The following is a 19101-nucleotide window of genomic DNA, read 5'->3' on the forward strand; positions in this document are numbered from 1 at the left end:
AAATAGAATTTTAAAGGAGAAACTTGGAGGTATTCAGTTTCTAGCTTACCTATAAGGATTTGAAACCTCTCCCACATCTATCCCCAAAGGGAACCCCTGGCCTGCGTTTCTAGCTTACCTATAAGGATTTGAAACTATAGAGCCGCCGTTCAATTGTTCGGTTGCTATGTCAGTCTATGTTTCTAGCTTACCTATAAGGATTTGAAACTACATCATTTTATCCCTCTTTCTATTTTTCTTTTTCGTTTCTAGCTTACCTATAAGGATTTGAAACACTGAGTTCATGCTACACACTCCTTTGTTGTAGATATGAGTTTCTAGCTTACCTATAAGGATTTGAAACTATTTTAAAGCGCTTTTATCATCACCTACTGGTGTAGTTTCTAGCTTACCTATAAGGATTTGAAACCCCCGGCACAATTTGAAAACCTATTCCCCATACAGAAGTTTCTAGCTTACCTATAAGGATTTGAAACCTTGCACTCTTGCCCCGATCCCCGGCAGCTTTCTGAATGTTTCTAGCTTACCTATAAGGATTTGAAACATAAATGGCATAGTGACAACACTAATACAGATAGGTTTCTAGCTTACCTATAAGGATTTGAAACCCGGGACACTGACGTAGGCCGCTGCATCCGGAATGTGGTTTCTAGCTTACCTATAAGGATTTGAAACACCCCGATACAGACGATGAATCTTCGGCTTGCGACTGGTTTCTAGCTTACCTATAAGGATTTGAAACGTATAGATCAAGTTGAACTTCTTCAGCGTCAGGGATTCGTTTCTAGCTTACCTATAAGGATTTGAAACTTACTGATGATTGCTTACTTTCTTTATTTACAAGCAGTTTCTAGCTTACCTATAAGGATTTGAAACTTTTTCACGAATTCCTCTGCTGCAACCATAGCAGCCAGTTTCTAGCTTACCTATAAGGATTTGAAACGAATTGCAATAGCCTTGGCCTCTGTTGGCCGACCTATGTTTCCAGCTTACCTATAAGGATTTGAAACTATTATCCTTACTTCCCCCTTCTCCATTTGTTTATAGTTTCTAGCTTACCTATAAGGATTTGAAACGCAGTTAAGGGGGAAAGGGTTCCTCCGGCCGTCACCGGCGTTTCTAGCTTGAGGATCATACCCGGAACTACTGCACCCAGTAAAATCTAGTTTCAACTATGATTTACCTGCCCTAACCCTTTGGTTGATTGGGCACCGTTTTTAAAACGATTTAAAATGAATAAAGCCCCGGCATTGCCGGGGCTAACATTTTGTAGTTATTTGATTTATATGTTGACATAAAGGACCATTCGTTGTATCAACTTCCCTAACAATTGAGATAGCCCCTGCTAATGTTAGCATGGGGCTTAAATATTTGCACTATATCAGGATGCCGAATAACCCGCCGAAATTTCAGCTATTCAAATTGGAAAACAGAGCTGCCGGACACTTTGCCCAGTAAAATATTACCCTGGGCAGGGGGGGCGCCGTTGATGGTAAAGGCTTGTTGAATCATCTGTTCCACGGCAGTCAAATCCATATCCTTTTGGGCATGAAGATCTGCCAGGGTTTCCCCGGCTGAAATTTTGTCGCCGATCTTCTTTTTCAGCACAATGCCCACCGCAAGATCAATAACGTCCTCCTTGGTAGCCCGTCCCGCGCCCAAAGCCATAGCTGCCAGGCCGATTTGTTCCGCCTGGATTTCGGCAATATACCCGTCAAGCTTTGCCTGCACCGGATAAAGAACCGCTGCCGCGGGTAAAAGTTCCTCCCGGTCCGCCACTTCCGGATTCCCTCCTTGGGCCGCCACGAATTCTTTAAATTTATTCAGAGCAGCCCCGGAATCAATGATCTGCTCCAGTCGGGTGCGGGCGGCGGGCGGGTCTTCCGCCATCCCGGCCAGTACCAGCATCTCACTGCCCAACTGCAGGCATAGTTCCCGGAGGTCCTCCGGCCCTTGTCCCTTCAAGGTGGCAATGGCCTCCCGCACTTCCAGGGCATTGCCCACGGCATAACCCAGGGGTTGGTCCATATTGGTTACCAGGGCCACGGTTTTTCGTCCTACCTGGTTGCCGATATCCACCATGGTCCGGGCCAGGTTAAAAGCATCCTCCAGCTTTTTCATAAAGGCGCCGCTGCCCACCTTCACATCCAGGACAATGGCGTCGGCCCCCGCAGCAATTTTTTTGCTCATGACGGAAGCGGCAATCAAGGGGATGCTGTCCACGGTGGCGGTCACATCCCGCAAGGCGTAAAGCTTTTTATCGGCGGGAGCCAGGTGCCCGGTCTGAGCCACCACCGCCAGATTGATCCGCCGGACCTGTTCCAAAAAGCTCCGGTTATCCATGGAAACCCGGAAGCCCGGGATGGCCTCCAGTTTATCGATGGTTCCTCCGGTATGCCCCAGCCCCCGGCCGGACATTTTAGCTACCGGGACACCGGCAGCAGCCACCAGCGGGCCAAGCACCAGGGTGGTTTTGTCTCCCACTCCGCCGGTGCTGTGCTTATCCACTTTCACTCCCGGCAGGGAGGATAAATCCGCCCGATCGCCGGAACGGGCCATGGCCAAGGTTAAATCCGCCGTTTCCTCCGGTTCCAGTCCTTGAAAAAAGATCGCCATAGTCAGGGCGGCTGCCTGGTAATCCGGCACATCTCCCCGGGTGTATCCCTGTATGAAAAAATCAATTTCAGCGGCGCTTAGTGTACCGCCCCGCCTTTTTTTCAGTATGATATCGTACATGCGCATTGATCGTACCTTCTTTCCGGCCGGACTTATAGAAGAATCTTCGGGGCAAAGCTGGTTCCTGTTTTAAAGGGAACCCCGAAAAAATCTCCCAGGGTGGCGGCCACATCCGCAAAGGAGGACCGGATGCCCAGGTTAACTCCGCCTTTGACCGGTGCTCCAAACACCAACAGCGGTACATATTCCCTGCTGTGATCGGTGCTGGGCGTGGTGGGATCGCAGCCGTGATCGGCGGTGATCAGCAGCACCTCCTGGGGCAGCATGGCGGCCAATATTTCCGGCAGCCGTCGGTCAAAATCCTCCAGGGCGTTGGCATAGCCCCGGGCGTCGTTGCGGTGACCGTAAAGGGAATCATATTCCACCAGATTGGCCATGATCAGGCCTTCCGGATTGGTTCGCATAAAGCGGAGGGTCTGGTCCACCCCATCCATATTGTCCCGGGTGGTAACCTTTTCGGAAACACCCTGCCCGGCAAAAATATCATAGATCTTGCCTACCCCCATGGTCTTAATTCCCGCCTCCTGCAGGGACACCAAAAGATTGGGCACCGGCGGGGTCACGGCATAATCATGCCGGTTGCTGGTGCGTTTAAAGGAGCCGGGCTGCCCCAGGAAAGGACGGGCAATTACGCGCCCCACCTGGTGTTCGTCAACCAGCATTTCCCGGGCGATTTGGCACATGCGGTAGAGTTCTTCCAGGGGAATCACCTCTTCGTGGGCGGCAATTTGAAAGACGCTGTCCGCCGAGGTATAAACAATGGGCCGTCCCGTTGACATATGTTCCCTGCCCAGTTCTTCAATGATCTGAGTTCCGGAAGCCACCACATTGCCCAGGGATTTCCGGCCGATTCTTTTTTCAAACTCCTCAATCAACTCCCGGGGAAATCCCTGAGGGTAGGTCCGGAAAGGTTTCTCTAAAATGATCCCCGCCATTTCCCAGTGGCCGGTGGTGGTATCCTTGCCCGGTGAAGTCTCGGCCATTTTACCGTAGGCTGCCCGCGGCTGAGGCACCGGAGGAACTCCTTCGACGTCCAGGATGTTGCCAAGACCCAACTGTCCGAGATTGGGCAGCTTTAACCCTTTTACGGCCTTGGCCACGTTGGCCAGCGTATTGCTTCCGGTGTCGCCGTAATCCGCCGCATCGGGCAATTCGCCAACGCCTACGCTGTCCAAAATAATAACGGTAACGCGCTTTATTTTCTTCTCCAACAAGATAGGTTCACCCCTTGGTTATTCAGTCATTTTTATGCTCTTGGGTGGGACTGGGTATAGACTTCTTTTAAACGGATCTTGGTTAGATGGGTGTAGATTTGGGTGGTGGAGATATCCGCATGCCCCAGCATTTCCTGAACCGATCTCAAATCCGCACCATTTTCCAGCAGGTGTGTGGCAAAGGAATGACGCAGGGTGTGGGGAGTAATGGGTTTATTAATCTTCCCTTCCCGGGCGTACTTTTTGGTGATTTTCCAAAAGCCCTGGCGGGTTAACCTTTTACCCTGGACATTTACAAAAAGGGCCTGGTGCTCCAGCTTGCCTTTGGTTAGTCTGACCCTTGCCCAGGCCAGGTATTCCCGGACATAATGGGCAGCCACCGACCCCAGGGGAATAATCCGCTCTTTAGAACCTTTGCCAAAGCAGCGAATATATCCCATATCCAATTGTATATGCTCAATATCTAAGGCCACCATTTCCGAAACACGAATGCCGGTAGCATAAATTAATTCCAGCATGGCTTTGTCTCTCATGCCGGCGGGATCTGCCAGTTGGGGTTGGCTGAGTAAGATTTCCACCTCGGCAGTGGACAAGATCTTAGGTAAACGCTGCGCCAGCTTAGGAGCCTCCAGAGTTGCCGTGGGATCCTCGGAGATCAACCCCTCCGCCAGCAGAAAGCGGTAAAAATGCTTCAGCGCCGCAATGTGACGGGAGATGGTAGCGGGAGCTTTGCCGCTCTTCTGCAATTTGTAAAGGTGGGACAATATTTGGTTGCGATCGGCTTGATTTAAAGAAGAGGCCCCTTGCTTTTTTAAATGCGACAAATATTGGCTAAGATCTATTCGGTAGGAGGCCAGGGTATTTTGGGCTAAACCCCTCTCAACTGCCAGATAATGAATGAACTCTTCCAACCAACGTTCCATTATCCTCCCCCTTATAAAAGCCATAAAAATTTAAAGTAGTCCAAAAGTTTTGGACTACTTCAACAAATATCCATAGATTTCCTTTATTTTACTGTCAGAAAACATAATAAGATTTTAAAGTAAAAACCCTTTCTCATGTTTTATGTCGATAATATTTTACCAACTGTTCCACTGCCCGATCCAATAACCCCGGCCGATCGTCTTCACTAACTTCGATCACAGGGGCCTGCACCCGCATGGGATTGCCGCTGGGAACCTTTTCATGGTCATACAACCCGGAACACTTTACCAGGTTCACCAACTGAACAACCAAAATAGCCAGTACCGCCAAGGCAAAAACCAGCCTTAAACCTTTTAAAACTTTTTGCCTCAGCCGGGTTATCAAGACCACAAACATTTTCTTCCCCCCACACCGTTGATTTCATCTCAGGGCTAAAAAAAGGTTATGCCCGGAACTTTCCTTTTAGACCAAGCAAAGACCGGGTTAAGTACGCACAAAAAAAGTTTATCTACCATATCTTGGTATTAAGAACCTAGGAGGTGAGCCTATTGGAAAAGATCCAATTAAACTTTTTAAATCCTCAAAGCCCCTTCACCTTATTTTTAATTTTAGTTTTATTGGTGTTAGGAACTGAAAAAGAGTTGGAATCTTATTTGGAAAATGCCAAGAACTTTGTTCTGGAAACCAGGCGATCCATGGAGAGTATCCGTGGAGGGGTTCAAAACATGCACGCCAACATGACAGCTTTTCAAACCCATTTACTTCAGTTAAATGAGAAAAAATAAAGAAAAAATGCGCCCCCTGCCAGGGGCCATTTTTTTGGCATAAAATTTCCTTAATTTAGCATAGGATTTTTGGAAGAAGGGTCTGGAAGGAGGCGCAGTGCATTGACCAGCGGTACCATTACCTTATTGTTTTTACTGATCATCGGTTTTGTATCCGATTCTACCTTAATTGCCACAGCCGCCTGCCTTCTGCTCATTATTAAATTAACCAAAACCTTTCGCTTTTTTTCCCTTTTAGACCGCCGGGGGCTGGAAGTAGGCTTAATTTTTCTCATGCTGTCTGTGCTGGTTCCACTGGCTCACGATAATATGGCCTATCTGGATTTGTTAAAAAAGACTTTGTCTCCCCATGGTATTTTGGCCATGATTGGGGGCGCTCTGGCTACCCATATGAACGGTGAAGGCTTAAAACTTTTAAAGCTGGACCCTCAATTGATTTTCGGCATGGTCTTAGGTTCCATTATCGGCATTGTTTTTCTCGGCGGTATCCCCATCGGTCCCTTAATGGCTGCCGGACTGACCGCTTTATTTCTGGAAGTTATTTACTGGTTTAAGTAGTAAAAAATGGCCCTCGCCATCTCCGGCGCGAGCCATTTTTTTATTCGCCCTTTAAAAGAAGACGGTTTTTATAGTTCCAGGCTAAAACCGCTTCGGCAAAGGCCACCATTTTTTTGGTCATGCCGCCCCCTACATTCCCATTCATGCGGCTGGGCAGTTCGCCCTTATCCATAGACGCATACTCAGGCAGGCCTAATTCCGCAGCCATCTCATCTCTGAATTCCTGCAGGGCCGGTTTAACATAACCTTGCAGCTCTTTGGGAACCAATCCTGTGGAGGCCGTTATTTTCATTAAATCCACGGGGTAAATCTCTTGCTGCACCAGTTCTTTAGACATGTTTTTCCCTCCTGGATTTTTAAAAAATATTAGCTTGCCCTTTTCTTATTTCTATTATGCCCCACAGCAAATTTTTTATGTAAACAATTTTTTCTTTTGTTTACATTGTTTGCTTTTATTTTGCTAGGATGGCAGCCGCAGCCTTGATCAACTGGGGGGTTACAAAGGCTTCCACCAGTCCGGCCGCAGCGGCGATACAGGCCACGATGAGAATCAGCAGGTGATAGCCCATTAGTCCCGGACAAACAGGCATTCTGGAATCGTGAAATCTTTTGATTAACAGCCAGGAAAAGGACAGCGCTGCCACACAGGCCATAAATATGGCGGGAAGCAGTAAAATATTCTGGGGCAGCACCGAGGTCAGGGCCAGTAAAATGCCTTCACCATTCCCCTGCCGGGTTAAAAATCCCAGGGTAAAACCCAGGGAAAAGCCCCTGGCAAACAGCAGCGCCAAAATTACCGGAGCGCCCACCACCGTTAGGCCCAACAGGTAAACCATGCCGATAAAAAAAAGATTATTGGTAATGGCATTTTTGACCGCAAGGGGGCGGTCAATGGATATACTTCCAGCCTGACTCACAAACATTTCCAGGTATTCTGAAAGCTGTACCGTCTTTTGTCCATCCAGATGATGAGCACCCCAACCACCAAAAGCCAAGCCTGCCAGAAGAGCCACCGTTGCCAGCAGATACATGGGCCAACCCTCACGCAGGGATGCTCGAAAAATTTTGCTGCACCCTTGTTTCAACCCGTCACCCCCCGCCTCCTGTCAAGTTCATCTTTCAGGTGACTCCTGTACATGTTTATGCCGTTAGAAAAGTTAAATAGTACTACCCGTGTTGGAGGAATTTTGTTTATTATGGCGAAAACTGCCTCAGGATAAGATGGGGGGAATCGAAATGGACTACCGGGAAGCGGTACAGGACCTTGCTCCCTGCGGTCTTGACTGCAGCAGGTGCGCAGACCATGAAAGGGGAGAAATTAAACAATTAAGCCAAAGACTCCGGCAGTTACTTGGCAATTACGGGCGTCTGGCTCAAATAAAGGCTGCGGAAAAACCGGCCTTTGAGCATTACGCTCATTTTAGGGAAATATTAAGTCTCTTTGCCGATGGTCCCTCCTGCGGAGGCTGTCGGAGCGCTCAGGTAAAATGCCCTATTTCCTGCCTGGCCAAAACCTGCCATAAGGAAAAGAAAGTGGATTTTTGTTTCCAGTGTGGTGAATATCCCTGTACCGAGCAATTTAAAGATCTCCGGGGACTTCGCAAACGCTGGCAGGAAAACAACGACGCCATGAAAGAAACCGGTGTGGCGGCGTTTCACCTGGAGCAAAAAAAGCGCCCCAGATATTAAAAATCCGAGGCAATAACAAAACCAACCAACTAATTAATAGAACACGGATTCACGGATTATACGGACTTACGCGGATTTTAAAATAAATTATTAATCCGTATGAATCCGCGAAAATCCGTATAATCCGTGTTCTATTATTCTTTAGTCTATTTTCCGTAAGCTAAAAAGCCTTCTTCAACAATACACTTTAAAATATATTCCGCAGCCAGCAGATCCTCCAGGGAATTGGCGGTGGAGGCTACCACACAAATGCCGGCGTCCCGTTTCACCGCTTCTTCCACCGCCCTGCGGGCAGCGGCTTTGGCCGGTGCGGAGCCCCTTTTCCGCATGGTCCTGGCCACCGTTCCGGTGACCACTGCCGGGGCTCCGGCGGTCAGGGCCGCATCGTAGGCCACCCCTCCGGTGGCGGTGACAGCCACCACTACCCGGCCCTGCAAATCGCATAACTTGGTCGTTTCGGCACCTAAATTGGGAAGGATGGCGGTTACTTCCGCTCCCCCGGCCTGAACGCCGGCAAGAAAACGGGAAGCATTGGCCGCTCTCTCCTGATCCGTACCCACTCGGGGTTCGGTCACCAGCACCACACTGCTGCCGGCTGCCAAAGCGGTTTCCGCGGCTTTTCTGCCCACGGCCTCCGGGTCCAGGGCCACCGGAGGGGACGCGGCGTCCGGACTGGCCCCGAACACGGCCAGCGCCCCGGCATCCAGGGCTGCTTCCAGGGTGGTGGACATATCAATCACATCCACCACCACCACCACCATGCCCGCCCGGGCCGCCTGGGCGGCTCCACTGGCATTGGCTGTAAGGGTCACAAGCCTTGTCATTGCAAACTCCTTCCATTTTTTATCAGAGAGCATAAAAAAGGTCCCCTCCTTCATATACTGTCCCATAACGGAAGGAGGACAAACCCATGACACAGGTCTACATTTATCAAGATCGAGTCTATTTCCTCTGTCAGGTGAAAGATTTATGTAAACTGATCCGGGAATACGCCGGACAATACCATACGGTGCAGGAATTTATTCAGCTTCATTGCTTAAATCCCGGAGTTCTGCACGAACCCGACTGATTTACGGACAGTTTTTGGTCAGATCCTGTGCTACATAGACTCCGGCAGCACCGGCGGCCAGGAAAAATTCCCGGTCCTGTTGCACACCCCTGCCCATGGTGGTAACCTTCACCCGGTATTCTTCCAAGGCGTCCAGAACCGGCTCCGCCCCGACAACAGCCACATCGTGCTTGCGGCTGATGCCCGATTCTTCCAACTGCCGCAGTACCAGTTCCATCTTTTCCGGCTCCAGCCGAGGCAGAGCTACGGTGGCTTTGGATAAGGCAATGCTCCCCAGGGCGGTGCGGGTGTGATGGCTGATACCCTTGTGCCTTTCCCGGGCATCGGCAAAACTAACCCGGGGAATGGCCACCGGCCGGCCTCCCAGGATATTGACGGCATTAATGATTTCTCCCTGCTCCACCCCGGTAAAGCCGTAGCGGGAGCCGCTGCCCACAATACCCGGCCCCATGGCGGCAATGACGACATCCGCCCTGGCCACCGCCTTGCAGGCCAGCAGACCGGTATATACATTGATGGCCTCATAGTCTCCCCCGAAGGCGTGACCGCAGGTCACGGTTGCCTGCAGCAATCCCTTTTCCTTTAGTTCAAAAACCAGCTTGGACAAAGCCAGGGGCAGGGCGGCTCCGTCGGTCATCAGGTAAGCCACCCGGAGACGTCCCTGTCCCAGTTTTCTCAAGATGGCTGCCGCCGGGGCCAGCATGCTGTGCAGGGTGCCGATAATCACCGGTGCGCCGTCCAGCCGGTGGGTCCGCTGCATCACCTCATAATGGGGACTTTCCGGCTCTTCCACCGCCAGGGTTTTCACCTGACAGGGGCTGTAACGCATTTTCATAATATGACCGGCCTGATCCACATCCAGCCGGGTATTGGAGAGATTGGCCATGACAAAATGGGCACCGCCGGTGCCCAACCTTTTATAAACCGCCGTGGTGTTTAGAATCACCGGGTCTCCGACCTTCACCGGGCCGGTTACGGCGTCGTAACTAACGGCCCGCTGAATCTCGCCTTCCAGTTCAACCAAAATTTCAGAAATACCGGGCCGGGTGGAGGCGATTTCCGTCACCACCGCCTTGCGAACACGAATCAAAAAGAAGACCTCCAATAACCAATGAAGTCAACAACCATAGCACCGTCCATTATTGCCTGTTTCCTGCCTGCCTAAACGGTTCTGTTCCGCTCTTCCAAATCCCCCAGTTTTTTACGGATCACTTTCATTTCTTCCAGGATGGCCGGCAGGGTAAAATAAGACATCCGTATCACACCCACCACAGCCGCCAGTCCGACCAGCAGCCAGACAAAGCCCAGCAGGCCAAAGAATCCTCTTGCTGCAAAGTCCATACAGACACCGCCTTATTTTAATCTTTTCTCTACTACCGCACTGCAAGGCAGCAGAGTACTTTCGCCCGGCTAGCCCTTTCCGTCCAGCTTTCTTTCCAGCTCCGCCAGGCGCTGCTTGATCTCCCGCAGGTCTTCCGCCATCCGGGCGGGTCTTTGCAAGAAAGCCGCCCGGATGAGCATGGCCACACCCACAATGATCAAGAGCAGGAACAACAAATTAAACAACTGGGCCACCATCGTACCGTTAAACCCGATACTTTCCATGCAAACCTACCCCGCTTCCTGGGCCACCCGGATGATCTCTACCATTAGTTTTGCATTGGCCACCAGATTTTCTTCCGCAATAAATTCCTCGGTGGTATGAACCTTTTCCATGCCGATGCCCAAATTGGCACAATCAATGCCCCGGCCGTTAAAAACATTGGCGTCACTGCCGCCTCCGGTTTGCCCCAGCACCGGCTCCAATCCCAGGTTCCGGCAGGCCTGAACCGCCGTCCGCACCGGCCAGGAATCCGGAGCCAGGTTAATTGGGTCATACTCCTTGGCTACCTTCAGATCCACTTGGGCGCCGAATTGCTCCACCGCTCCCTGAATGGCCTCCAGCATGTGATCCAACTGGGCCTTGGCTTTTTCCGGGCTGATGCTGCGGGTTTCGCCCTCCAGGGTAACCAGCTCCGGCACAATATTAGTGGCTCTGCCGCCGGAAATGAGTCCGATGTTGGAGGTGGTTTCATTGTCAATCCGCCCCACCTGCATGGCGGCAATGGCGTGGGCAGCCACCACAATGGCGTTAATGCCTTCTTCCGGGGCAATGCCCGCATGGGCGGCTTTCCCCTTGATGGCTGCTTTAAAGGAAAACTGGGTTGGCGCTTTAATAATAATTTCCCCCGGAGGACCGCCGCTGTCCAGGACAAAACCGGCCTTAGCGATAATTCGTCCATAGTCTAAATTTTTAGCTCCCACCAAGCCAATTTCTTCCCCCACGGTGAAAACCACCTGCAAGCCCCCGTGAGCTATGTTTTGCTCTTTAATCACCCGCAGACTTTCCAGAATGGCGGCCACGCCGGCCTTATCATCGGAACCCAGGATGGTGTCGCCGGCTGAAAGGATCTTCCCCTTTTCACGACGGGGCTTGACCCCTTTGCCGGGTTTCACGGTATCCATGTGGGCGCACATTAGAAAAACCGGTCCCTTCCCCCCGTTCCCGGGCAGATTGGCAATCAGATTGCCGGTTCCCCGGCCCACCTCTACGGCGCCGGCGCCATCTTCAAACACCTCAAGGCCCAGTTGAGTCAGTTTTTCTTTCAGCAAATCGGCCATTTGCCGTTCCGCTCCGGATTCGCTGTCCACCTGGACCAGTTCCATAAACTCGCCAATTAACCTTTCGGAATCAACCAAAAAAGCTCACCTCCAGAATGCAAATTAAAATCTTATGGATTGAAGTCCGTATAAATTTATGCCGGTGGCACATTGTAAATTATACCACCGGCTGTTAAAAGATATTTTACTATAAATTGGCTGTTTTGGCTAGCTGAGCCCCTTTTTCCAGAGCCAGTTGGTTCACCGGAATCAGGCGGTGATGCCGGGAAGGAAGTACTTTTTTCAACGATTCCACCACCGCTTCGATGGATACAATCTTGGTCAGTTCAATGAGCACGCCCAGAATCACATTGTTGGCTACTTTGCCGTTGCCCAATTCTTCCGCAATGCGGTTGGCCGGTATTTCCATCACCTTTACATCGGTGCGCTTTACCTTTTGCTCCACCAGGGAGGAATTGACCAGAATCAAGCCCCCCGGAACCACGGTATTTTCAAATTTATCCAGGGAGGGGCGGTTCATGATAATCAGCGTGGTGGGTTCCGTCACCAAAGGGGAACTGATGGGTTCATCGGAAATGGTGATCCCGCAGTTGGCGGTACCGCCTCTCATTTCCGGTCCGTAGGAAGGAATCCAGGCTACCTGCTTCCCTTCCAGCATCCCGGCATAAGCCAGTAATTGTCCGGTGGACAGGACCCCCTGACCGCCAAAACCCGCAATTAAAATCTCCTGCAGCATCTATTTCACCTCCGCCGGTTCCTTGTACACCCCAAGGGGGTAGTACGGGATCATGTTTTCAGCCAGCCACTGGATGGATTCCTTTGGCGAGAGCCCCCAGTTGGTGGGGCAGGTGGAAAGGACTTCAATCAAAGTAAAGCCCAGTCCGGCCTGCTGAATCTCAAAGGCCTTGCGGATGGCCTTTTTGGCCTGCAGAATGTGTTTGGGGTCATGGACCGAGACCCGGGCCACGTAGGCTGCACCGTCCAGGGTGGAAAGCATTTCACAAATGCGCACCGGCAGCCCGTTCCGTTCCTTCTCCCGGCCCTGGGGGGTGGTGGTGGTCTTTTGACCCGGCAGGGTGGTGGGAGCCATCTGCCCCCCGGTCATGCCGTACACGGCATTGTTGACAAAAATGGTGGAAATCTTTTCGCCCCGGGCTGCGGCGTGAACAATTTCCGCCGTACCAATGGAAGCCAGATCGCCGTCCCCCTGATAGGTAAATACCATCCGGTCCGGCAGACAGCGCTTGACCCCTGTGGCCACCGCCGGCGCACGTCCATGGGAGGCCTGGAACATGTCCACATTAAAATAATCATAGGCAAACACCGAGCAGCCCACCGGGCAAACCCCCACGGTATGGTCCCCGATGGCCATTTCATCAATCACTTCCGCCACCAAGCGGTGGATGATGCCGTGGGTACAGCCGGGACAGTAGTGGAATTGCTTATCGGTCAGGGCCTGGGGCCTCTTGCAAACAACCTTGGCCATTACTGTGCACCCCCTGCCATTAATTTTTTCACTTCCGCAAAAACATCCTTGGCCAAAGGCACCATACCGCCGCTGCGGCCATAGAAACCAACCGGTTTCCTGCCGTTTACGGCCAGTTTTACATCTTCAACCATCTGCCCCATGCTCATTTCCACGCAAAGGAATTGTCCGGCCTGTTCAGCGGCCTTGGCATAAACTTCGGACGGGAAGGGCCACAGGGTAATGGGACGAATCAATCCGGCTTTAATGCCTTCAGCCCGGGCCTTATCCACCACGGATTTGGCAATGCGGGCCGCCGTACCAAAACCGGTCAGGACGATTTCGGCATCCTCCAGCCGGTATTCTTCCCAGCGGGTTTCCCGTTGGGTTATGGTTTCATATTTGGCAAACAATTTTTTATTTAAGTCCTCGCAGGCTTCCGGAACAATATACAAGGAATTAATGATATTGGGGGCGGTTCTTCCCTTTAAGCCTCCGGCTGCCCAAGGCTTGGCCGGAATTTCCGGTAATGTGACCTCCTCGTCCAGTTCCACCGGTTCCATCATTTGGCCCAAAATACCGTCTCCCACTACCATGACCGGTGTCCGGTATTGATCGGCCAGTCCAAAGGACAATCCCATCAGGTCTATAATTTCCTGAACCGAAGCGGGAGCCAGAACAATTAGGCGGTAATCACCGTGACCGCCGCCTTTGACCGACTGAAAATAATCCGATTGAGCCGGAGCAATGTTGCCCAGCCCGGGGCCGCCGCGCATGACATTCACAATCACACAGGGGAGTTCCGCCCCCACCAGATAAGATATTCCTTCCTGCATCAAGCTAATGCCCGGGCTGGAGGAGGAGGTCATGGTGCGGAAACCCGCTCCGGCAGCGCCATAAACCATATTAATAGAGGAAGTTTCACTTTCCGCCTGTAAAAAGACGCCTCCCACTTCCGGCATGCGTTTGGCCAGATAATGGGGCAGTTCACTTTGGGGGGTAATGGGATAACCAAAGAAGTGGCGGCAGCCGGCCCGTATGGCGCCTTCGCCAATGGCTTCGTTTCCCTTCATCAGCACCTTGCTCAAGCCTGTTTCTCCTCCTTCTCCACCTCAATGATTACATCGGGACACATCCGGGCACACATGGCGCAGCCTTTGCACCGGCCCATCTCCACCACGGTAGCCGGGTGAAAACCCATGGCATTGTAATGCTCTGCCAGGATAATAATTTTTTCGGGACAAACCGTGATGCACAACTCGCAGCCCTTACACCGTTCCTCCCGGAATGTTACAGTGGCCAAGATTTATTCCCCTCCTTCGTTGATTAGTCTGTAACTAACCGGACTGCCCTTGGCCGTCCGAGCTAATCTGCACTGAATGCTTCCTCCCAGGGGGTCTTCATGTAAAAATCCAGGGGCAGCACCGGCACACCGGGCAGCAGGATCTCCATCTCAGGAGCCAGGTCCCGGCGGGAAGCTAAAAAGACCACCGGCAGACCCAGGCGATCCCCGATGGCGGCAACCCGGTGGTAACCCTCCAGCATGACCGACGTATCCGTCTGCCTGCCCAGGTTGGTATTACTGATCAACCCTGTAACTTTTAGACGGGAGTTTTTTTCAATTCCCTGCATCATTTTAACCACACCCTCAAAATCCCTGGTAAAGGGACGGCAGGTGTTTACCACAAACCATAAATCATAACGTTCCTCCGGCAGGTAGGGCTTAAACATCCCCAGCGCAATGGCACCCACTTCATCGCCGCCTACATCACAAACACAATATCCTTCCCGGGACTGCATGGCCCCGCGGATGGCCGGGGTAAGGGCCGGAACATCGGCGTTGACCAGATGCCCCGGCGGGCAAACCACTTTTAATCCCTGGCTGGCCAGATTATCTTTGGCCAGACGGGTACGGAAATAAGGATTAATAATATCCAGATCCACCAGGGAAACCTTTTCTCCCCTTTGCTGCAGCATACGGGAGAAGTTAATGGAAATCTCGGTTTTGCCGCTGCCCAGATTGGCTGTAAAAATTGTTACTGGTTTTATGTTAACTTTCATCCTTGCCTCCATAAGCTTAACTTATAAAACATTCGTCTAAAAATTCAAAAAACCTCCCTCTGACAGGCTAAAAAAATTAACCAGCCGGGGAAGCCTTGGTTAGCTTCGGCCCAACTGGTCCAGATAATTTAACAGCCTGTTTCTTTCAATAATTTTGGTCAGACTAAATTTTTCCGTAAACAAGTGGAATACAACTAAAAAGACCAAGTAGCCTATTTTAACCGGTCCCTCCAATATCAACACGGTCATAATGCCCAGGGTCGCCCCCAAGGCATTGGAACCGGTATCCCCCATCATGGCTCCGGCCCGGAGGTCCGTGGGCAAATAGGCCAGCAGGGCTCCGGCCGTAATCATGCCCCAGGCCAGATTTCGGTCCGGCCAATGGGTAACCAGCAGCAGAACCAACGCCAGCAGGTAGCCTTTACCGGCCCTTCCGGGCCGCAGGTCCAGCAGATTGATGGCATTCACCGAAAGACCGATGACCAGGGTATTCACTGCCAATTCCTGCCAGCTCCTGCTGATGGCGGCAGAGATGACCAGGGCCATGAGCCCTCCGGCCAACAGTTTCAACCCACCGGTGGTCACTTCTCCCCGGAACAGCTTTTTCAAATGTCCCTTTAACCCGCTGTCCGCCCGGGAACCAAATACATCATCCACCAAACCCAGCAGGGTCATGGCTCCCAAGGCCAGCAGGTAGATCAAACCATTTACGGCATATAGGCCGGGCTGCCAGAAAATCAACATGCCGCCGGGAAGAAGCGCCCCTAAGAAAAATAAAAGCCCCACTCCTACAGGAATGTGGTCTCCCCGAAAGTTAGGCCTTACAAAACCTGCCCCGGTGATGATGTTCATTACACCGTTCAGGGCCAACCTGGTCAACCCAAAGGCTACCACGGCGGGTACAACCAGGGGGATCCAGCTAAGTTTCTGGAACATGAAAACACCTCGTGTTGATTAACCGTTATTCCTTCTTCATGAGCTTTAAATTAGTTATGTCAACTTGTTTCAAATTAATTTACGCCTTTTCTGGAAAGGCCGTATTGAAAAAAGCATCCCGTCAGCACCCGGGCCACATGCACAAACTGTTTTCCCCGGTGCATAAAGCCCTTTAAATCCCTGCCGGTCTCCGCATGGGTCATCTGGGTGGGAACCTCTAAAACTCGGAACCCCGCCCGGGCAACCTTGATGGTCAGGGCCACTTCCACCCCGTAGCCGGAAGCAAAGGGCACAACTTTGGCCAGCACCGCCCGGTTCATGGCCCGCTGGCCGGAAAGGGGCGCTTGGCTCTCCAAGCCTGCAAAATAATGAATGCCACAACAAGCCAGGTTGCGAACCAAACCAAAGCCGCCCTTTTTCTTGGCCCTGGGAAACCGGGCGATGGTCATATCTGCAGTATTTTCCAAAACAGGCATAATTAAACCCCTGGCTTCGCTGGAACTCAAACCCAGGTCCCCGTCCAGGAGAACCACTACCTCTCCGGCGGCTTCCCGGATGCCAATATTTAAAGCCCCGCCCTTGCCCACGTTGTGAGGCAGGGTGATAACCCGGGCTCCGGCCTCCCTGGCCAAATCCGCCGTTCCGTCGGAGGAGGCGTCATCCACCACAATAATCTCGTCCACTTCTGCAATGGACCGTACTCCCCTCACCGTATCCCCGATACGTGCCGCTTCATTGTACGCCGGAATTACCGCCGACACCCTGATTGCCTTGGCCAGCGCCCCCACCTCCTGTCTGATCAAGGGGCGGCATCAGCTCTTTGGCAGTGGATTTTACCCCGTAATGTCCCGGTTTCCCGGCGATACACATGACCAGGGCCAACTGCCCCGGAACAGTCTCTACGTTATCAACGGTACTAACCCTCTTCTTCTGATAATCTTTCATATAAGAAAAGGATACGTCCGTTTCCTCAACGCCATAGATGGGCAGTTTTTGCTGTAAGAAATAATCCATCATGGGATAGTCAACCAGTTCTGTTTTAACCAGGGCCTGATCCTGGCTGCCGCCGATGAATATAATTCCGTCCACCGGCACACCATAATCTCCGGATAATTTCAACAGCTCCGCCTGAGCCAGTGTATTCAGCAATACCTGTTTCTCACCGGTTAAGATGCCCCGGGCGGTTTCAGTGGCAAGATGCTTTACCATATCGTTATCATTGGTATTTTCAAGTCCTAAATCACCGATTAACCGGTCCTTGCGCCCTGTCAGGTCAAAACCGTCCAAAATGGTGGTGACCGACTGAACCGTTGCCCCGGCCATGGATAGGGTATTGACCAAATCATCCCGGAAGCCGTAACCATTGGCCTCCACAATGGCCAGTCTTTTACCGGCCAGCTTGCCGGCAACCAGGGGCGGCAGCACTTGTTTTTCAAACTGTTTCTGGATGTTATTATCAATTTCCAGGCTATTGGCCCGGGCCTGAACCGCTTCATTCTTTTGGCGCAAATCTTCCAGTTGGATTTCAAGCTTGTCCGCCATTTGTTTTTGGCGCTCTGCAATGGCCTCGTTGCCCAATACGGCGCTACCAACCACAATACCAATACCAAGGGCCAAAAATACGGCCACCAGGGAAGCAATATGGTAGCGGTAATCAACGATCAAAGATATTCCCTCCTAAATTCCCAAGAAAAATCGAACATTTAAAATGAATAACTTAAACAGTTCCCGGGTGGGGGGGGCTGTGGCAATTACCACCACCAGCGGAACCAATCCGGCCAGCAATATTTGCCCCACATATTTCATTTTAACACGGTTTTTATAGAGTTGACTTACTCCCTTGGCGTCCACCAGGACACCGCCTACCTTTAAACGAACCAGAAAAGTGCTGGCCATCCCTTTGCGGCCCTTTTCCAAAAAGTCCAGCATATTAGAGTGAGCGCCAACCGCCACGATCAGCTCGGTATCCTTTTCATAAGCCAGCATCATGGCAATGTCTTCACTGGTTCCCGGGGCGGGAAAAATTTTAGCTTGCAATCCCAAAGACTCGATTCTTTCCATTCCCGGCGCCCGGCCATCCGGATAGGCATGGACCACCAATTCAGCGCCGCTGCACAGGGCCTTATCGGTAATACTATCCATATCTCCAATAATCATATGGGGTGTGTAGCCAAACTCCAAAAGAGCGTCGGCTCCTCCGTCAACCCCGATCAATACCGGATGCACCTCATCAATATAAGACTTAATGGCCATTAAGTCCTGTTTATAATTATGTCCACGTACAACAATTAACGTATGTTTGCCTTTAAATATGGTGGACACGTCAGGCATTTTTAGGCCGCCACAAACAAAATCAACCTCATTGCGGGCATAATCCAGTGTATTATGAATAAAACGCGACAAGACCCGGTCCATACGGCTCCGGGATTTTTCCATATGCTCTTTCACTTGTCGCAGATCCAGCCAGACCCCTGCACCAATTACCTGGCCCTTATGTAAAACAAGATTATCCCGTATCTCCAGTTCGTCTTCCTCAACCACTTTTTCCATGATGTCTTGTCCAACGGCATCAAGAACCGGAATGCCTGCTTCCAGAAGGGTAATGGGCCCAAGATTGGGATAATCATCGCTCAAGGAAGAAACGGCGTTCACAACCAGCTTCACCTTTGCTGCAATCAGTGAATCCGCAGCCACTTTATCTAAATCCGCATGACAGATCACAGCAATTTCATGAGGATGAATCCTTTTCGCTAAATCCTTTGTTCTTTTATCAACCCTGGCGATAGCCTTCATATTCATGCCCTGTATCACCACCTTACCAACTTCATTCTAATGTTATAAATACGTTAAGTCAAGTATACCCACCGATATTCAATGTTATTATTTTTCATTTTAGGTAAATTTTTCTAAATAATTTAAAGTTAAATGGATTTGATTCCCTTTTTTATTTCCAAACACTCTTTAGCTCAAAATACGCTGTCCTTTTCATTCTTTAGGGGCTAA

At 51.1% G+C, this 19101-nt stretch carries 24 protein-coding genes and 1 CRISPR repeat array (1 of these 25 only partly in view); of the genes, 4 read left to right on the forward strand and 20 right to left on the reverse strand.

Going from position 1 to position 19101, the window contains the following annotated elements; translation table 11 throughout:
• A CRISPR array of direct repeats spans positions 1–1076; the repeat unit is 30 nt; unit sequence GTTTCTAGCTTACCTATAAGGATTTGAAAC; it begins 903 nt to the left of the window's first position.
• Between the two features lie 337 nt (positions 1077–1413).
• From DESRU_RS15325 to DESRU_RS15340, 4 genes are all read right to left on the reverse strand, one after another.
• The gene (locus DESRU_RS15325; RefSeq protein WP_013842993.1) at positions 1414–2742 is read right to left on the reverse strand and encodes a pyrimidine-nucleoside phosphorylase; all 1329 of its coding nucleotides are present in this window, start codon (positions 2740–2742) and stop codon (positions 1414–1416) included.
• Positions 2743–2768: 26 nt separating this feature from the next.
• Positions 2769–3950 (reverse strand): phosphopentomutase, encoded by a 1182-nt coding sequence (locus DESRU_RS15330; RefSeq protein ID WP_013842994.1) that lies wholly within the window; start codon positions 3948–3950, stop codon positions 2769–2771.
• 32 nt (positions 3951–3982) lie between these two features.
• Entirely contained in the window at positions 3983–4873 is an 891-nt protein-coding gene (gene xerD, locus DESRU_RS15335) for a site-specific tyrosine recombinase XerD (RefSeq protein ID WP_013842995.1), read from the reverse strand.
• 133 nt (positions 4874–5006) lie between these two features.
• Positions 5007–5270, reverse strand: coding sequence for a hypothetical protein (locus DESRU_RS15340; protein WP_013842996.1), 264 nt, complete (start codon positions 5268–5270; stop codon positions 5007–5009).
• A 143-nt stretch (positions 5271–5413) separates the two neighbouring features.
• On the opposite strand from DESRU_RS15340, the gene DESRU_RS15345 reads away from it, so the two are divergent.
• Together DESRU_RS15345 and DESRU_RS15350 are read left to right on the forward strand one after the other, a co-directional pair.
• Positions 5414–5659, forward strand: coding sequence for a hypothetical protein (locus DESRU_RS15345; protein WP_333540693.1), 246 nt, complete (start codon positions 5414–5416; stop codon positions 5657–5659).
• 102 nt (positions 5660–5761) lie between these two features.
• Positions 5762–6217, forward strand: coding sequence for a DUF441 domain-containing protein (locus DESRU_RS15350; RefSeq protein WP_013842998.1), 456 nt, complete (start codon positions 5762–5764; stop codon positions 6215–6217).
• 40 nt (positions 6218–6257) lie between these two features.
• Here the strand turns inward: DESRU_RS15350 and DESRU_RS15355 are convergent, their stop codons facing one another.
• Together DESRU_RS15355 and spoIIM are read right to left on the reverse strand one after the other, a co-directional pair.
• On the reverse strand, positions 6258–6554 hold the full coding sequence (locus tag DESRU_RS15355) for an alpha/beta-type small acid-soluble spore protein (RefSeq protein WP_013842999.1): 297 nt from the start codon (positions 6552–6554) through the stop codon (positions 6258–6260).
• 115 nt (positions 6555–6669) lie between these two features.
• Positions 6670–7302, reverse strand: coding sequence for a stage II sporulation protein M (spoIIM, locus tag DESRU_RS15360; protein ID WP_081462030.1), 633 nt, complete (start codon positions 7300–7302; stop codon positions 6670–6672).
• A gap of 151 nt (positions 7303–7453) precedes the next feature.
• On the opposite strand from spoIIM, the gene DESRU_RS15365 reads away from it, so the two are divergent.
• Entirely contained in the window at positions 7454–7906 is a 453-nt protein-coding gene (locus DESRU_RS15365) for a DUF3795 domain-containing protein (RefSeq protein ID WP_013843001.1), read from the forward strand.
• A gap of 146 nt (positions 7907–8052) precedes the next feature.
• Here DESRU_RS15365 and DESRU_RS15370 read toward each other — a convergent pair whose 3' ends face one another.
• Positions 8053–8730 (reverse strand): hypothetical protein, encoded by a 678-nt coding sequence (locus DESRU_RS15370; protein WP_013843002.1) that lies wholly within the window; start codon positions 8728–8730, stop codon positions 8053–8055.
• 86 nt (positions 8731–8816) lie between these two features.
• On the opposite strand from DESRU_RS15370, the gene DESRU_RS20975 reads away from it, so the two are divergent.
• Positions 8817–8975, forward strand: a complete 159-nt coding sequence (locus tag DESRU_RS20975) for a hypothetical protein (protein WP_013843003.1) — start codon at positions 8817–8819, stop codon at positions 8973–8975.
• 1 nt (position 8976) lies between these two features.
• On the opposite strand, the gene DESRU_RS15375 is transcribed toward DESRU_RS20975, so the two are convergent.
• From DESRU_RS15375 to steA, 13 genes are all read right to left on the reverse strand, one after another.
• Positions 8977–10065 (reverse strand): DUF3866 family protein, encoded by a 1089-nt coding sequence (locus DESRU_RS15375; protein ID WP_013843004.1) that lies wholly within the window; start codon positions 10063–10065, stop codon positions 8977–8979.
• A gap of 71 nt (positions 10066–10136) precedes the next feature.
• The gene (locus DESRU_RS15380; RefSeq protein ID WP_013843005.1) at positions 10137–10316 is read right to left on the reverse strand and encodes a hypothetical protein; all 180 of its coding nucleotides are present in this window, start codon (positions 10314–10316) and stop codon (positions 10137–10139) included.
• A 69-nt stretch (positions 10317–10385) separates the two neighbouring features.
• On the reverse strand, positions 10386–10580 hold the full coding sequence (locus DESRU_RS15385; protein WP_013843006.1) for a hypothetical protein: 195 nt from the start codon (positions 10578–10580) through the stop codon (positions 10386–10388).
• Positions 10581–10586: 6 nt separating this feature from the next.
• Positions 10587–11714 carry a M20/M25/M40 family metallo-hydrolase gene (locus tag DESRU_RS15390; protein ID WP_013843007.1) on the reverse strand — a complete coding sequence of 376 codons (1128 nt, stop codon included), beginning with the start codon at positions 11712–11714 and terminating at the stop codon, positions 10587–10589.
• Between the two features lie 109 nt (positions 11715–11823).
• Positions 11824–12372, reverse strand: a complete 549-nt coding sequence (locus DESRU_RS15395) for a 2-oxoacid:acceptor oxidoreductase family protein (RefSeq protein WP_013843008.1) — start codon at positions 12370–12372, stop codon at positions 11824–11826.
• Positions 12373–13122, reverse strand: a complete 750-nt coding sequence (locus tag DESRU_RS15400) for a thiamine pyrophosphate-dependent enzyme (RefSeq protein WP_013843009.1) — start codon at positions 13120–13122, stop codon at positions 12373–12375. It abuts the gene before it with no gap.
• Positions 13122–14189 (reverse strand): 3-methyl-2-oxobutanoate dehydrogenase subunit VorB, encoded by a 1068-nt coding sequence (locus DESRU_RS15405; RefSeq protein WP_013843010.1) that lies wholly within the window; start codon positions 14187–14189, stop codon positions 13122–13124. Before DESRU_RS15405 ends, DESRU_RS15400 begins: the two co-directional genes overlap by 1 nt.
• Entirely contained in the window at positions 14186–14404 is a 219-nt protein-coding gene (locus DESRU_RS15410) for a 4Fe-4S dicluster domain-containing protein (protein WP_013843011.1), read from the reverse strand. Before DESRU_RS15410 ends, DESRU_RS15405 begins: the two co-directional genes overlap by 4 nt.
• Before the next feature lie 62 nt (positions 14405–14466).
• Entirely contained in the window at positions 14467–15162 is a 696-nt protein-coding gene (locus DESRU_RS15415) for a nucleotide-binding protein (protein ID WP_013843012.1), read from the reverse strand.
• 99 nt (positions 15163–15261) lie between these two features.
• Positions 15262–16098 carry a hypothetical protein gene (locus tag DESRU_RS15420; RefSeq protein ID WP_013843013.1) on the reverse strand — a complete coding sequence of 279 codons (837 nt, stop codon included), beginning with the start codon at positions 16096–16098 and terminating at the stop codon, positions 15262–15264.
• A 74-nt stretch (positions 16099–16172) separates the two neighbouring features.
• The gene (locus DESRU_RS15425) at positions 16173–16877 is read right to left on the reverse strand and encodes a glycosyltransferase family 2 protein (protein ID WP_041275829.1); all 705 of its coding nucleotides are present in this window, start codon (positions 16875–16877) and stop codon (positions 16173–16175) included.
• On the reverse strand, positions 16831–17763 hold the full coding sequence (locus DESRU_RS15430; protein WP_013843015.1) for a copper transporter: 933 nt from the start codon (positions 17761–17763) through the stop codon (positions 16831–16833). The genes DESRU_RS15425 and DESRU_RS15430 overlap by 47 nt, the downstream gene beginning before the upstream one ends.
• A gap of 12 nt (positions 17764–17775) precedes the next feature.
• Positions 17776–18897, reverse strand: coding sequence for a putative cytokinetic ring protein SteA (gene steA, locus DESRU_RS15435; RefSeq protein ID WP_013843016.1), 1122 nt, complete (start codon positions 18895–18897; stop codon positions 17776–17778).
• Between the last annotated feature and the right edge of the window lie 204 nt (positions 18898–19101).

The organism is Desulforamulus ruminis DSM 2154, from assembly GCF_000215085.1.
Lineage (GTDB): Bacteria > Bacillota > Desulfotomaculia > Desulfotomaculales > Desulfotomaculaceae > Desulfotomaculum > Desulfotomaculum ruminis.

Bases quoted from the DNA above. Each gene is read 5' to 3' on its own strand.
- DESRU_RS15325 (WP_013842993.1), bottom strand. From the start codon at position 2,742: ATGCGCATGTACGATATCATACTGAAAAAAAGGCGGGGCGGTACACTA.
- xerD (WP_013842995.1), bottom strand. From the start codon at position 4,873: ATGGAACGTTGGTTGGAAGAGTTCATTCATTATCTGGCAGTTGAGAGG.
- DESRU_RS15340 (WP_013842996.1), bottom strand. From the start codon at position 5,270: ATGTTTGTGGTCTTGATAACCCGGCTGAGGCAAAAAGTTTTAAAAGGT.
- DESRU_RS15355 (WP_013842999.1), bottom strand. From the start codon at position 6,554: ATGTCTAAAGAACTGGTGCAGCAAGAGATTTACCCCGTGGATTTAATG.
- DESRU_RS15365 (WP_013843001.1), top strand. From the start codon at position 7,454: ATGGACTACCGGGAAGCGGTACAGGACCTTGCTCCCTGCGGTCTTGAC.
- DESRU_RS15370 (WP_013843002.1), bottom strand. From the start codon at position 8,730: ATGACAAGGCTTGTGACCCTTACAGCCAATGCCAGTGGAGCCGCCCAG.
- DESRU_RS20975 (WP_013843003.1), top strand. From the start codon at position 8,817: ATGACACAGGTCTACATTTATCAAGATCGAGTCTATTTCCTCTGTCAG.
- DESRU_RS15380 (WP_013843005.1), bottom strand. From the start codon at position 10,316: ATGGACTTTGCAGCAAGAGGATTCTTTGGCCTGCTGGGCTTTGTCTGG.
- DESRU_RS15385 (WP_013843006.1), bottom strand. From the start codon at position 10,580: ATGGAAAGTATCGGGTTTAACGGTACGATGGTGGCCCAGTTGTTTAAT.
- DESRU_RS15395 (WP_013843008.1), bottom strand. From the start codon at position 12,372: ATGCTGCAGGAGATTTTAATTGCGGGTTTTGGCGGTCAGGGGGTCCTG.
- DESRU_RS15400 (WP_013843009.1), bottom strand. From the start codon at position 13,122: ATGGCCAAGGTTGTTTGCAAGAGGCCCCAGGCCCTGACCGATAAGCAA.
- DESRU_RS15415 (WP_013843012.1), bottom strand. From the start codon at position 15,162: ATGAAAGTTAACATAAAACCAGTAACAATTTTTACAGCCAATCTGGGC.
- DESRU_RS15420 (WP_013843013.1), bottom strand. From the start codon at position 16,098: ATGTTCCAGAAACTTAGCTGGATCCCCCTGGTTGTACCCGCCGTGGTA.
- steA (WP_013843016.1), bottom strand. From the start codon at position 18,897: ATGAATATGAAGGCTATCGCCAGGGTTGATAAAAGAACAAAGGATTTA.